Annotated in this window: 10 protein-coding genes; 7 read left to right on the forward strand and 3 right to left on the reverse strand. The window is 54.8% G+C overall.

Annotated features, from left to right (window positions below; translation table 11 throughout):
* Positions 1-79: 79 nt before the first annotated feature.
* From purL to AC2FIT_RS07105, 3 genes are all read right to left on the reverse strand, one after another.
* On the reverse strand, positions 80-2,239 hold the full coding sequence (gene purL / locus AC2FIT_RS07095) for a phosphoribosylformylglycinamidine synthase subunit PurL (RefSeq protein WP_496827998.1): 2,160 nt from the start codon (positions 2,237-2,239) through the stop codon (positions 80-82).
* A 160-nt stretch (positions 2,240-2,399) separates the two neighbouring features.
* Positions 2,400-4,685 carry a mechanosensitive ion channel family protein gene (locus tag AC2FIT_RS07100; RefSeq protein WP_496828000.1) on the reverse strand — a complete coding sequence of 762 codons (2,286 nt, stop codon included), beginning with the start codon at positions 4,683-4,685 and terminating at the stop codon, positions 2,400-2,402.
* A 279-nt stretch (positions 4,686-4,964) separates the two neighbouring features.
* Positions 4,965-5,873, reverse strand: a complete 909-nt coding sequence (locus AC2FIT_RS07105; protein WP_496828002.1) for a LysR family transcriptional regulator — start codon at positions 5,871-5,873, stop codon at positions 4,965-4,967.
* Positions 5,874-6,042: 169 nt separating this feature from the next.
* Here AC2FIT_RS07105 and AC2FIT_RS07110 point away from each other — a divergent pair, with 169 nt between their 5' ends.
* The 7 genes from AC2FIT_RS07110 to AC2FIT_RS07140 all read left to right on the forward strand — a co-directional run bounded on the left by AC2FIT_RS07110 (position 6,043) and on the right by AC2FIT_RS07140 (position 14,106).
* Positions 6,043-9,462 (forward strand): indolepyruvate ferredoxin oxidoreductase family protein, encoded by a 3,420-nt coding sequence (locus AC2FIT_RS07110; protein ID WP_496828004.1) that lies wholly within the window; start codon positions 6,043-6,045, stop codon positions 9,460-9,462.
* Positions 9,463-9,542: 80 nt separating this feature from the next.
* Positions 9,543-10,421, forward strand: coding sequence for a lysophospholipid acyltransferase family protein (locus AC2FIT_RS07115; protein WP_496828006.1), 879 nt, complete (start codon positions 9,543-9,545; stop codon positions 10,419-10,421).
* 8 nt (positions 10,422-10,429) lie between these two features.
* The gene (gene murI / locus AC2FIT_RS07120) at positions 10,430-11,239 is read left to right on the forward strand and encodes a glutamate racemase (RefSeq protein ID WP_496828008.1); all 810 of its coding nucleotides are present in this window, start codon (positions 10,430-10,432) and stop codon (positions 11,237-11,239) included.
* Positions 11,240-11,333: 94 nt separating this feature from the next.
* Positions 11,334-12,362, forward strand: coding sequence for an N-acetyl-gamma-glutamyl-phosphate reductase (argC, locus tag AC2FIT_RS07125; RefSeq protein ID WP_496828010.1), 1,029 nt, complete (start codon positions 11,334-11,336; stop codon positions 12,360-12,362).
* Positions 12,363-12,369: 7 nt separating this feature from the next.
* A complete protein-coding gene (gene ccmE / locus AC2FIT_RS07130; RefSeq protein ID WP_496828012.1) occupies positions 12,370-12,816 on the forward strand; it encodes a cytochrome c maturation protein CcmE in 447 nt (148 codons plus the stop codon).
* 109 nt (positions 12,817-12,925) lie between these two features.
* Entirely contained in the window at positions 12,926-13,537 is a 612-nt protein-coding gene (locus tag AC2FIT_RS07135; protein ID WP_496828014.1) for a holin-associated N-acetylmuramidase, read from the forward strand.
* Positions 13,528-14,106 carry a holin family protein gene (locus tag AC2FIT_RS07140; protein WP_496828016.1) on the forward strand — a complete coding sequence of 193 codons (579 nt, stop codon included), beginning with the start codon at positions 13,528-13,530 and terminating at the stop codon, positions 14,104-14,106. Before AC2FIT_RS07135 ends, AC2FIT_RS07140 begins: the two co-directional genes overlap by 10 nt.
* Positions 14,107-14,156 lie beyond the last annotated feature (50 nt).

Below are 14,156 nucleotides of genomic sequence, written 5' to 3' on the forward strand. Positions count from 1 at the left end.
AAGGGTGTGATGGAGGGCTAAAAATCACAAAACCCACGCAATTGGTGCGCAGATTTCGTGATGCGGTTGCGATGTGATCTTATGCTACGGCTGCGGCAAAACTGCTGCGGAAGGTATCCGCAAGGTCGGTCAGCGGAGCTTCGGAGTTCCCGATCTTGACAGTGTCACCAGTGAAGCGTCCAACAGACACCAGCGGGACACCGGCCTGACCTGCTGCGATCATCAAAGCCTCTGCCTGATCAAAATTACAGGCGACCAGATAGCGGGCCTGATCTTCGCCAAACAGGAACTCGGTCGACGCCTCGTCCAGATGGATGCCGACACCGGTAGCTTCGGCCAGTTCAAACGCCGCCAGGGCAAGGCCGCCATCGCCAAGATCAGTACATGCTTTGATCAACTTGCGGTTTTCACGGACAAAGTCGCCATTGCGCTTTTCAGCGTCCAGATCAACATGCGGAGCATCCCCGTCTTCGCGGTTGAACACCTCAGCAAGCAGGGCGGATTGACCAAGATGGCCGTGAGTATCTCCGATTACCAGCGCGACGTGCCCTTCGCGGACTTCGGCGCCGATAATCTCATCCGTATGGTGCAACAAACCTACTGCGCCGATGGTTGGTGTCGGCAGGATCGCCTGACCGTCAGTTTCGTTGTAGAGCGAGACATTGCCCGAAACGATTGGCATATCCAGTGCTGCGACGGCCTCGCCGATCCCCTTGATCGCACCGACGAACTGACCCATGATTTCGGGCTTTTCAGGATTGCCGAAGTTCAGGTTATCGGTGGTCGCCAGCGGTTTGGCCCCAACGGCAGTCAGGTTTCGATAGGCTTCGGCCACCGCCTGTTTGCCACCCTCAACCGGGTTTGCCCGAACATAGCGCGGGGTCACGTCGCTAGTGAAAGCCAACGCCTTGTCGGTTCCGTGAACGCGGACCATGCCAGCACCCAAACCGGGCGTGCGGGCAGTGTCGGCCATGACCATCGTATCATACTGTTCGTACACCCACTGTTTGCTAGCATAGTTGGGGGAAGAGAGCAGGGCGCGCAGGCCATCAATTGGGTCGATCTGAGGCACTTCGGCCAGCTCCTCAGCCGCCGGTGTCGGAACCCACGGGCGGTCATATTCCGGCGCGGTGGAGGACAGCTTAGACAGGACAAGATCCGCTTTGACTTCTCCGTTGTGGACAATCAAAAAGCGGTCTTCGGCAATGGTTTCGCCAACTATGGCGAAATCCAGATCCCATTTTTCGAAGACAGCGCGAGCCTCGGCTTCAAGCTCGGGCTTCAGCACCATGAGCATGCGTTCCTGCGATTCCGACAGCATCATCTCGTACGCTGTCATGTTCTCTTCGCGCTGGGGTACATTCTCCAGATCAAGACGAACACCCAGACCACCCTTGTCGCCCATTTCAACAGCAGAACAGGTCAGGCCAGCGGCGCCCATGTCCTGAATCGAAATCACGGCGCCGGTCTGCATCAGCTCTAGTGTGGCTTCCATCAGGCGTTTTTCAGTGAACGGGTCGCCAACCTGTACGGTCGGGCGCTTTTCTTCAATCGTGTCGTCGAATTCAGCCGATGCCATCGTTGCTCCGCCCACGCCATCGCGACCGGTTTTGGCGCCCAGGTAAACCACCGGCATACCGACGCCGGACGCTGCCGAATAGAAAATCTTGTCACTGTCAGCCAGACCTGCGGCAAAGGCATTCACAAGGCAGTTGCCGTTGTATGCGGGATGGAATCGCACCTCACCGCCAACGCAAGGCACGCCGAAGCAATTGCCATACCCACCGATGCCTTCGACCACGCCATTGACGAGCTGGCGTGTCTTGTGATGGTCAGGCTCACCAAACGAGAGGGCATTCATCGAAGCAATTGGACGCGCGCCCATGGTGAACACATCGCGCAGAATACCCCCGACACCGGTCGCGGCACCCTGATAAGGTTCGATGTACGAGGGGTGATTGTGGCTTTCCATCTTGAAAACAACGGCTTGTCCATCCCCAATATCGACAACGCCGGCGTTTTCACCCGGCCCACAGATTACCTGAGGGCCAGAGGTCGGCAAGGTGCGGAGCCATTTCTTCGAGGATTTGTAAGAGCAGTGCTCATTCCACATGGCGGAAAAAATGCCCAGTTCTGTGAAGGTCGGTTCGCGCCCGATGATCTCAAGGATCATGTCGTATTCTTCGGGCTTCAATCCGTGGGCGGCAATCAGATCCGGTGTGATGGCGGGCTCTTGCATCGTCTGTCCTGTTCTCAAGGTGGCCGAGATTGCGCGCGTTTTAGGGCAAGGCCGCGTCGGTGGAAAGGGTTAAGACCAACCGCATCGGGTTTCGTGCGGCAATCCGATGAAAAAGGCCGCCTTCGGGACGGCCTTTTGACTATTTGCAATGGCCCGCAGGTTACTTCGGCGCGCCGTGTTCCGAGCCGGGTTTCTGCGCTTGCTGCTCAACTTGTTGATTGACAACTTCGCCCGCTGCAGCCCCGATCGCGGCCTTTTGCTCTTCGCTCAGGTGGTCGGCGTCGTCCAAACCGGGGATCGCAACGCGAACTTCGCGCCGCGCAAAATCAATCCCGTTTTCATTGAACGCGGCCTTAACGCGGTTGAAAATTTCTTTGCGCAGCGTGAACTGTTTGCCGGGCTTGGCCATGAATTTGCCCCGGATGATCATGCCGACGTCGTCGAAGTCAAACACACCCTGAGACTTAAAGGGCTGAAGGAAACCGTCCTTGAAGGCTTCGTCCGCCATCATCTCGGCCCCGATCTTCTTGAAAATCTTCTTCACTTTGTTGGGGTCGGTGTCGAAGGGTACGGTGAATTTCAGCTTCATGATGACCCAGTCGCGGCTGTAATTCGTCAGCTTTTGGATTTCACCGTACGGAATGGTGTGAACCGGACCGCGATGGTGGCGCAGTTGCATTGAACGGATCGAGATTTTTTCAACCGTGCCAGTGGTGCCGCCAACATCGACATATTCACCCACCCGGAACGCATCATCGACAAGAAAGAAAATCCCGCCAACGATATCGGCAACCAGCTTTTGTGCGCCAAAGCCGATAGCCAGACCCAGTACACCGGCACCGGCAAGCAGCGGCGTGATATTGATACCCAACGCCCCAAGCGCCAGAAGAACAAAGATCACTGCGATGGCAACTTGGGCCGTTACGCGCAGAAGGGGCAAAACGGTCGCAAGGCGTGAACCGCCCGAGCCACCGCCTTCTCCGGCTTCTGCGTCGGGGCTCTGCTCGGCTTCGGTTTGCTCTTTTGCCAGGCGGCGATTGATCCAGAGAGAGACAAGCTCATTCAGGATGTACCCGACAGCGATAATAATGAAGAACTGAATTAACCTTCCGCCAGCTTCTTCTCTGCCGCCTGCGATTTCTTCGAGGTCAAAATCCCACGCCCTTGCAATCATAAGAATGATCACAATGCCCGCAAGGACCCGACCAATTCGGATATAGCTACGCTTGGTGGATTTGTAGGCTCTTTCAGCCACACGGCCTTCACCTTGCATCGGAGGTTGCAGATGGCGCACCAACCCCCGTATCAGGGTGTCTAGCGCAGGCGCGATCAACAGCCAGAACATGGTGATGAAATGGGCCCCCTGAACCAGCAGGGCCATTTTCGCCGGATCGCGCTGCGCAGCCAGAAATTCAACAAGAAACCAGAAGGCTGCCGAGACCCCGATGGCGAAATATGGGTAATAATGGGCCACTTCTTCGTCGAATTTTGTATGGTCTGGATCTGTGCCCAGCATCATCTGTGACAGGCCTTCGCGCGCAGTCCACGCAATGACGCCAATGTAGATGTGGATTGCAGCATTCAGCCAGAAACCGATGCGCGTATCGTCGCCCGTGATTCCGTTCAAAGCGTTAAAACGCAGGATAAACAGCGTAAATCCGATCAGAATCAGAAGTCCGACCAAATTGCGATACAGGTACTTCGCCCAATGATCTTCGATATTCACCAAACGGAAATGAGGTTTGGACGGGGCCAGAATAAAGCGTGAGGCGGCTGCACCGAGGCGAGGAATCCAAATCAAATAAAACACAAATGGCCCGGCGAAGGTAAGTTGCTCGGGCGTCAACAATCCGCGGCCCAGTGCTCGGATGACGACATAGAATACAACTAAACCGGCGATTTCGTGGCAAAAGCGAGTGAATAAGTAGCTGACCGCCCCCCAAAGGTCGTTTTCATCAGCCGGTTCGGCTCTGTTGTGCCAATTCCGGGCAAACATACCGAACAGTTTTTCTGCGATGATTCCGGCAACGAGAACGCCCAGCACTAATCCAAATAGGACAAATACACCATTTGCCTCGAAGGTTCCGACAAAGTTGCGGATCGCCTGCATCTGCGCGGTAAACAAATTCGGCACAGTGACGGCCACATGAGTCCACGAGGCGACCATTTCGGCCCATATCTCGTTAATCTCAGTGATTGGATCTTCTTCCTCTGCCTCTTCGGCTTGGTTTTGTTCGGCAACTGCGTCCAAACGCTCAAGCAGAATGGCGCGGACTTGGTCATCGGACATGCGCGCGACTAGGTCATCGACTTGTTCCGGCGTCAGGTCTTGGGGAATGCTGACCGTGCCCGTGGGGCTGGGCGCCTCATTTTCCTGCGCAGACACGGGATGGCAAAGGCAACAAATTGAAAAGATCGCCACAAAAAGGCGAACAGCAGTAAGCATCGAATCTGTCCTCGAACACACAACTTTATAAATTTTGCGTGATCATAAGAATAAGTGTCCGAGAATCATAGATGTTTTGCCCTTTGAACGCAGTATGCGTCGCCCAAAGGCAAAAAAAAGGCCGAGCACTAAGCTCGGCCGTAGTCCAACAGGGAGGTATGAAGATGATGAGCGTTTCGGCATCATCGCCTTCGAATGCTCATTTAGGGATCAGTTTGTTAACGATCAAGACATTTCAGTTTGATCGCTGGTCATGTCCGCTATGCCATCTGTGCATAGCTAGAGTTTTCCCATTTGCTTCAATTGTTTGCGCTGCTCAATGATCTCATCCTGAACGAAATCGCGAAAGGCTGCGACGCGTTTTGAATGGCGCAGCTCCTCCGGATAGGCAAGATAAACAGGTACATCTGCGCTTTCGATATCGGGCAGGATGGGAACGACATTGGGCAGCCCATGGGTGACATAGTCGGGCAATACGCCGATACCCAGATGGTGCAATACGCCTTGCAAGACTCCGAAGTAGTTGTTGACCGTCAGCAGTGAGCCCGGGTTGTAGGTCATCAAATGCCGAACCATGGCTGCGCTGGCACCAACTTGCGGGGCCGCGGGTGTCTGGCAGATCAAACGGTGGTGCTCGATGTCTTCCAGCGAGGTGGGCAAACCTCCACGTGTGTCGAGATATTCCTGTGTCGCGTAAAGCTGCATTTGTACCGTCATTAGTCGCTTGCGGACCAGATCCGCCTGGCTGGGTTCTTTCATGCGAATGGCGACGTCAGCCTCGCGCATCGGCAAGTCTAACACACGTTCTTCCAGCATCAGGTCGATGTTCAGATCGGGATATTGCTCATAAAGTTTCGGAAGGCGCGGGGCCAGCCAAAGGGTGCCGAAGCCAAATGTCGTCGTCACGCGCAGGACGCCGAACACCTCTTCCTCACTGTCACGGATGCGTGCTGCGGCCGCATCCAGACGCTTCGACATGGCCGAAGTCGCATCAAACAGCAGCTCGCCTTGCTCGGTCAGGATCAGCCCCCGCGCGTGGCGGTGGAACAGGGTCGAATCAAGCGACTCCTCCAACGCTCTGATCTGTCGGCTGACCGCTGATTGAGACAGATTCAGCTTATCACCCGCATGAGTCAGGCTGCCTGCATCCGCAACTGCGTGAAATATCCTAAGCTTGTCCCAATCCATCACCGCAACTTTCGTTATCCTTCGGAAGGCCTATATGAAATAGGTAACAACTTCTACATTCAAACTCTGAAATCCTTGGGATACTGAGGATAAATACTATACAGGTCAGATATTATGACCTAAAATAGACGGAAATGGAGCACACTGATCTGACGAGGGGAGACGTCTGATGAGTCAGCCACAAATATCGCTGAACGACAGATTTGATTTGGATAAAAGCCCCGTTCTTCTGAACGGCACGCAAGCGCTTGTGCGTCTGATGCTGATGCAGAAGGCACGGGATACACAGGCGGGCCTAAACACGGCTGGTCTGGTGACTGGATATCGTGGCTCACCGCTTGGCGCCGTCGATACGCAAATGACGCGGGCGCAAAAATGGCTGGCGGAAAACGACGTCACCTTTCAATACGGGCTGAACGAGGACCTTGCCGCAACCGCGCTTTGGGGAAGCCAGCAGGCAGGGCTGCGCGGAGATGGCCGGTTTGATGGCGTGTTCGGTCTTTGGTACGGCAAAGGCCCCGGAGTTGATCGGTCCGGCGACGTGATGCGCCATGCCAATATGGCGGGCACGGCCAAGAACGGTGGCGTGCTGATGGCGATGGGGGATGACCATACGGGCGAAAGCTCGACCGTTCTACACCAGTCCGAATGGTCGCTGGTCGATATGTACATGCCGATCGTCAGCCCCGCTGGTGTACAGGAAATTCTGGATTATGGCATCTACGGCTTTGCGCTCAGCCGGTTCGCAGGAGTCTGGGTTGGTCTAAAAACGATGAAAGACACGATCGAGGTAACGTCGGTTGTGGATGGAAGCGTTAACCGGATGAACCTGGTTGTACCCGATTTCAGCATGCCCGAAGGCGGATTGAACATCCGGTTGGGCGATACACCGCATCTGCAAGAAGCGCGCATTATCGACTATAAACGTTTTGCGGCTGAAACGTTTTCGCACGCGAACAAGATGGACAAGCGTGTCTGGGGTAAACCCGGTGCCAAGATAGGCTTTGTTGCGGCAGGTAAAAACTGGCTTGACCTTATGCACGCCATGTCTCTGCTGAATATCGATGCCGAAGAAGCCGAGCGGTTGGGGGTTACCACGTACAAGATCGGCCAGACTTTCCCATTGGATATGTCCGGTTTCCATGACTGGGCGGAAGGGCTTGATCTAGTTGTTATCGTAGAAGAAAAGCGCAAGCTGATCGAGGTTCAGGTTAAAGAGGCCATCTTTGATGATCGTCGGGGGCGTCGTGTCTACGGGTGGTACAAAGGCGGGGCCGGGACCTTGCACCGCGAGGAGCTGTTCCCAACACGTGGCGCGCTTGACCCAAACATGATCGCCGAGAAGCTGGGCGAAATCCTGATCGAAGAGGGCCGCGATACGGATGGCGTTCGCGCAGGTTTAGCCAAGCTGTACGAGGCGCGCCGTGCCGACAACGCCGAAGAAATCGCGACGCGATTGCCGTATTTCTGCTCGGGGTGCCCCCATAATACCTCGACCAAAGTGCCGGATGGCAGCCGTGCCTATGCCGGTATTGGCTGTCACTACATGGTACAGTGGATGGACCGGGAAACAACCGGGTTCACCCAGATGGGCGGCGAAGGAGCCAACTGGATTGGTGAAGCGCCGTTTTCGACCACCAAACACGTGTTCCAGAACCTTGGCGACGGCACGTATAACCACTCGGGCGTGCAAGCAATCCGTGCCGCGCTTGCCGCGGGTACGAACATCACCTTTAAAATCCTGTATAACGACGCCGTCGCAATGACCGGAGGGCAAGAGAACGAAGGTGATTTGACCGCCGAGCGGATCGTTGCCGAAGTCACAGCAATGGGCGTACAGCACGTGGCAGTGGTGTACGATGAAAAAGAAGACGTGAACTTCAAGGCTCTGCCCTCAAGTGTCGAGACGGCAGAACGCGCTGAGTTGATGCGGGTTCAGGAGCGTTTCCGCGAAATCGCGGGCGTCTCTGTTATCGTATACGTGCAAACGTGCGCTGCCGAAAAACGCCGCCGTCGTAAGCGTGGTACTTTCCCTGATCCAGACAAGCGCGTGTTTATCAACACCGATATTTGCGAAGGCTGCGGTGATTGTGGGGTGCAGTCGAACTGTGTTTCGATTGTTCCAAAAGAAACCGAATTGGGGCGCAAGCGTGCGATCGACCAATCAAGCTGCAACAAGGATTTTTCTTGCCTCAAAGGGTTTTGCCCGTCGTTTGTAACGTTGGAAGGCGCAAAAATCCGTAAAGAAGCCACGACTGAGATTGATCTACCTCACCTGCCTGATCCCGTGCTGCCGGAAATCGAAGGAACACATAACGTGGTTATCACCGGGGTTGGTGGCACCGGTGTGGTGACGTTGGGTGCGGTCCTGGCACAGGCGGCGCAGATAGACGGCAAGGGCGCAAGTATGATGGAGATGGCGGGACTGGCCCAAAAGGGTGGTGCCGTACATATCCATTGCCGACTTGCAAATAAACCCGAAGACATCAGCGCCATTCGCGTTGCGACCGGTGAGGCGCACGCATTGATCGGCGGTGATTTGGTTGTTTCGGCCGGTGCGAAAACACTGGGGCTGACACATGCAGGACAAACCGGCGCGGTGGTCAACAACCATGAAACAGTAACAGGTGACTTCACCCGCGATACCAATTTCCGCATTCCCGGAGATCGGCTGGAACTGGCCTTACAGGCACGGTTGAAAGAAGGCGTTTCTTTGTTCGATGCGACTGAACTGGCGCGCGCGGTGATGGGAGACTCGATTTATTCTAACATGATGGTTTTTGGTGCGGCGTGGCAGCGGGGTTTGCTGCCGATCAGCAAAAGCGCCATGATGCAGGCTATCGAATTGAACGGCACCGCTGTTGAACGGAACAAGCGCGCGTTTGACATCGGGCGTTGGGCGGTTTTGCATCCATCCGAAGTGGAAGCAATTCTAAAGCCCAATGTGGCGGAAATGCCGAAAACACTGGATCAAAAGATCGATTATCGCGCTGCGCACCTGATTGCGTATCAAAGCAACCGTTTGGCCAAACGCTATCGCGCGTTGGTGGAAAGGTTTGACGATACTCAGGTCCGGGAAGCCGTGGCAAAAGGGTATCATAAGCTTCTGTCTTACAAAGATGAATACGAAGTTGCCCGGCTGATGCTTGACAGTCGTAACAAGGCGGCAGCCGAATTTGATGGTGACTTTAAAATGACGTTCCATCTGGCTCCTCCCATTCTGGGCGGGAAAGGTCCGGATGGACGCCCCCAAAAGCGCGCATTTGGTGAGTGGATGCTGACGCCAATGAAACTCCTGGCTAAGCTTAAAGTCCTGCGCGGCACGCCGCTGGATATCTTCAGCTATAGCGAAGAACGACGCATGGAGCGTGATCTGATCAAGCAATACGAACGTGATTTCAAAGAGGTGGAGCCCTTGATTAATGCGCAAACCCGCGACGCGGTGATCGCTTTGGCGCAACTTCCGCTGGATATCCGGGGGTTCGGTCCGGTTTTGCGTGCAAATGAGGCAAAGGCCGCCAAAAGGCGCGAAGAATTGCTGAGTATCATCAAGGGCGGAGGTCCAGAGCTGCGCGCTGCTGCTGAATAAATCGTCACAGGGTTGTCACGAAACCTAGGCAAAATTGTTGCTTGATCCTATTTAGCCGGCAGCAACCTTCGGAGACTCGAATGCCCTCACGCCGTCATGTCGCTCGGGACATTTCCTATGCCCATTCCGCCGAAACAAAAGGCGGCCGCATGGTCATTAAACTTATGGAAAACACCACCGGCAGACTGCGACTGATCAAGCGCGCGGATGGATATGAGAAAGAGGTCGCGAACGGGCGTGATTTCTGGTCGGTCATGGTGGACCGCTACGGTCTATCGCTGGATGTGGTTGGCGGCTCGCTGGCAAATATCCCCAAGACAGGGCCATTGATTCTGATTGCCAACCACCCTTATGGGATTCTGGATGGCATGATGATGGGGCATATTTTGTCTCAGACACGCGGCGATTTCCGTATATTGGCCAATCGGGTATTCCGAAAGGCCGAAGATCTGAACCGCATCATACTTCCGATTTCGTTTGATGAAACGAAAGACGCGATGAAGCTGAACCTTGAGACGCGAAAAACAGCCTTGAATTACTTGGGCTCTGGCGGGGCCATCGGGATATTTCCGGGTGGTACGGTAAGCACGGCGGTTAAACCCTTCTCGCACCCAATGGATCCGGGCTGGCGCGGCTTCACGGCACGGATGGTTGCGAAATCGAACGCCACGGTGGTGCCTGTTTTCTTTGACGGCCACACCTCGCGCCTGTTCCAGATCGCCAGTCATTTGCATAACACTCTGCGCATGGGTTTGTTGATCAAAGAGTTCAAAAAACGGGTGGATGCTCCTGTCAGAGTGGTTATTGGCGACCCCATCGGTAGGGAAGTTTTGAATCCTTTGGCCAGGGATACGCGCAAGATGATGGATTTCTTGCGCAAAGCCACGTATGAGCTGTCTCCGACGCCGTTAAAGTCTTATGACTACGGCTATGAATTTGAGGAACGGCATCGCGCCTAAAGGGGCAAATGGCAGTAGGCATCTTTGATTCTGGTTTGGGCGGTCTGACCGTCTTGGACGCTGTTCAGAAACGTCTTCCGGACGTGGATTTTCTATACTACGCGGACAGCGCGCATGCGCCGTATGGCGTACGCGACGCCGAAAACATCTATCAACTGACGCGGCACGCCGTAAGCGATCTTTGGAATCGTGGCTGTGATCTGGTGATTCTGGCCTGCAACACCGCCAGCGCTGCGGCGTTACGCCGGATGCAGGAGGAAGGCGTGCCAGAGGGTAAGCGCGTTTTAGGTGTGTTCGTACCTCTGATCGAAGCCCTGACCGAACGTCAATGGGGCGACAACAGCCCTCCGCGTGAAGTTGCCATCAAGCATGTGGCCTTGTTTGCGACACCCGCGACTGTTTCCAGCCGAGCATTTCAGCGGGAATTGGCATTTCGGGCAATTGGCGTGGATGTCGAGGCACAGGCCTGTGGTGGCGTGGTTGATGCGATCGAAGATGGTGACATGATCCTTGCCGAGGCACTGGTGCGCAGCCATGTGGATGCGCTGAAACGCAAAATGCCGAAGCCACAGGCGGCTATACTGGGGTGTACGCATTACCCGTTGATGGCCGACGCATTTCAAACCGCGCTTGGGCCAACGGTGCAGGTTTTTAGCCAGGGTGTGCTTGTGGCCGAAAGCCTTGCTGATTACCTGCAGCGCCATCCAAAAATGCAGGGCAACTCTGCGGGTGGATTTCTGACGACGGGTAAACCGAATTTCGTGAGTGACCGCGCGACCCAGTTCCTCCGACGGCAGATAAAGTTCCAGGCAGCCTGACGCAGGTCAAGGACCCCGCTGCGCTCTTTCGATTACTCAAAAACCGTCGCGTCGGCGGTCGTGACACATGACACTATGAAGTAAGAGGTCTGACATGACCCATAAAATCGCAATCCTCGGTGCTTCCGGTTACACCGGGGCCGAACTCGTGAGGCTGATCGCCGAGCATCCGAACATGGAAATTACTGCCTTGGCAGCCGAACGCAAAGCGGGCATGTCGATGGCACAGGTTTTCCCGCATCTGCGCCACATGACACTGCCCGACCTGTGCAAAATCTCTGAGATTGATTTTTCGCATATTGACCTGTGTTTTTGCGCATTGCCGCATAAAACCAGTCAGGAAGTCATTCGGGATTTGCCGAAAGACCTGAGGATAATCGACTTGTCCGCCGATTTCCGGCTTCGGGATGCTGGCGAATATGAAAAATGGTACGGCAATCCACATGCGGCGTTGGAAATGCAGGATGAGGCCGTTTACGGCCTGACCGAGTTCTACCGCGATGAAATTAAAAACGCGCGACTGGTCGCAGGGACCGGCTGTAATGCTGCGACGGGGCAATACGTGCTGCGGCCGCTAGTTTCAGGCGGCGTTATTGACTTGGATGACATCGTTCTGGATCTGAAGTGTGCCGTTTCGGGGGCTGGCCGCTCGCTAAAGGAAAATCTGCTGCATTCGGAATTAAGCGAGGGGTACAACGCCTATGCCGTCGGCGGAACGCATCGGCACCTGGGAGAGTTTGATCAGGAGTTTTCGGCACTAGCCGGACGCACGGTGCATGTGCAGTTCACACCGCACCTTATGCCGGCCAACAGGGGCATTCTGGCAACGACCTACGTAAAAGGCGATCCGGCCAGCGTGTATGAAACACTCGTCACCGCTTATGAAAACGAACCATTCATCCAGATGTTGCCATTTGGCGAGACACCTTCCACACATCATGTACGAGGATCGAATTTCTGCCATATTGGCGTCGTCAGCGACCGTATCGAACGTCGTGCAATCGTAATTGGCGCGCTGGATAACCTGACAAAAGGTAGCAGTGGACAAGCCTTGCAGAACGCGAACCTGATGTTAGATGAGAGTGAAACAACGGGTTTGATGATGGCCCCCTTATTCCCGTGAGGACGGTATGAAAACGCTCAGGAAACGTCGTCGTATCCAGGTTATAATGCTGGCCGTTGTGGCCTTGGGTTTGTCGACGGGATTGATTGGGTACGCGATGCGGGATGGCATCAACTTTTTCCGCTCACCCAGCCAAGTGATTGCTGAACCACCCTTGCCGACCGAAGTGTTCCGCATTGGCGGGCTGGTAGAGGAAGGCTCGATCGTGCGGGGGCAGGGCGAGACGGTGCGCTTTGTCGTTACCGATGGCGGTGAAAGCGTACCAGTGGCGTTTACCGGTGTTCTGCCGGATCTTTTTTCGGAAAATCAAGGTATGGTAGGTACTGGTTCATACGTGAACGGCGTTTTTGAAGCCACTGAAATCCTTGCGAAACACGACGAAACATACATGCCAAAAGAGGTAGTGGATGCCCTGAAGGAACAGGGCGTCTACAAAGAAACTGGCGGTAGTTAACCACCTTCATCGTTTTTTTGAGAGGGCGTTGCACAAGCAGCGCCCTTTCTTTTTTCGGACACTTAACCGGAATGAAGCAGCGTTCACCCAATAACTAAAGGAGGGTGAATTGAAGACGGTCAGACACATAGCAACCGAGATCGTAGCGCGTGAAGGTGGGTTTATCGACGATCCTGACGACCCGGGCGGTGCTACGAAATATGGCGTTACCGTTCACACGATGCGACGTTTGGGATTGGACCTGTCCAATGACGGGGTGATCGATACGACAGATGTGCGGATGCTCAGCAAGTCTGAGGCTATAGCGATATTTATCCAACACTACTATGAGTTGCCTCGTCTGAACCTACTGCCAGCGGCGATCCGCCCTTCGGTTTTCGATATGTATGTGAATGCTGGCGGACAGGCTGTCAAAATACTACAACTTCTGTTGCGTGAGATGGGGTATGAACTTGCTGTAGATGGGGTCGTCGGGGCCCATACGGCACAAGCTTGCCGTAACGCAGCAAGGCCCGACCCGATCACGCTTCGGGATGCGTACGGCGTCGCACGGCGCAATTTTTATTTTCGTCTGGCTGATCATAGACCTGCATCCCGCAAATATGTGCGCCGCCAAGATGGTGGCAAAGGTGGTTGGATACGGAGGGCCGAGGAGTTCATCTCGTCCAAATATCACCTGAGCCATGATGAATTTCAGAAGAGAGTCGAAGCATGGGTTTGATCGTCGACGTATTGTCTTTTCTCTTCGGTAGTAACCGCAACATCGTGCGTGAAACCGTTGAGATATTTCGTGAAAACTCTGAAAAAGGGGCCGAGCGGAATCTGGGCCTGCAACAGCTAGCGATGTTTCAGTTCCGTGACGAGTTCAAGGCACAACAGAAAAGCCTGTTTGATCGGTTCATGGATGGGTTGAACCGCCTTCCGCGCCCGGCGATGGCGCTTGGCACGTTGGGTCTTTTTGTTGCTGCGATGGTCGATCCGCTATGGTTTGCCGCGCGAATGCAGGGCATCGCATTGGTGCCCGAGCCGTTGTGGTGGCTGCTGGGCGTCATCGTTTCTTTCTATTTCGGCGCGCGCCATCAAGCCAAGATGCAGGACCTTCAACGCGAGATTTCGGCCACGATGCGGCGCACACCAGACGTAATGGATAACTTACACGCCATAAGCTTAATGCGCAGCGATGCAATCGGTTCGGCAGATCCCGGACCAGATGTTGCACTGGCTGAACGGGCGAGCCGCCCAGATCGCAATCCCGCGCTGAATGATTGGCGACTTTCGCGCCGCGCTTGAGCCGCGACACTATGGTCGTCTGAAAAAGGCGAAAGTTATTGGAGCTCACG

This window comes from Ruegeria sp. YTSA135 (assembly GCF_059610165.1).

Bases quoted from the DNA above. Each gene is read 5' to 3' on its own strand.
- purL (WP_496827998.1), bottom strand. From the start codon at position 2,239: ATGCAAGAGCCCGCCATCACACCGGATCTGATTGCCGCCCACGGATTG.
- AC2FIT_RS07100 (WP_496828000.1), bottom strand. From the start codon at position 4,685: ATGCTTACTGCTGTTCGCCTTTTTGTGGCGATCTTTTCAATTTGTTGC.
- AC2FIT_RS07105 (WP_496828002.1), bottom strand. From the start codon at position 5,873: ATGGATTGGGACAAGCTTAGGATATTTCACGCAGTTGCGGATGCAGGC.
- AC2FIT_RS07110 (WP_496828004.1), top strand. From the start codon at position 6,043: ATGAGTCAGCCACAAATATCGCTGAACGACAGATTTGATTTGGATAAA.
- AC2FIT_RS07115 (WP_496828006.1), top strand. From the start codon at position 9,543: ATGCCCTCACGCCGTCATGTCGCTCGGGACATTTCCTATGCCCATTCC.
- murI (WP_496828008.1), top strand. From the start codon at position 10,430: ATGGCAGTAGGCATCTTTGATTCTGGTTTGGGCGGTCTGACCGTCTTG.
- argC (WP_496828010.1), top strand. From the start codon at position 11,334: ATGACCCATAAAATCGCAATCCTCGGTGCTTCCGGTTACACCGGGGCC.
- ccmE (WP_496828012.1), top strand. From the start codon at position 12,370: ATGAAAACGCTCAGGAAACGTCGTCGTATCCAGGTTATAATGCTGGCC.
- AC2FIT_RS07140 (WP_496828016.1), top strand. From the start codon at position 13,528: ATGGGTTTGATCGTCGACGTATTGTCTTTTCTCTTCGGTAGTAACCGC.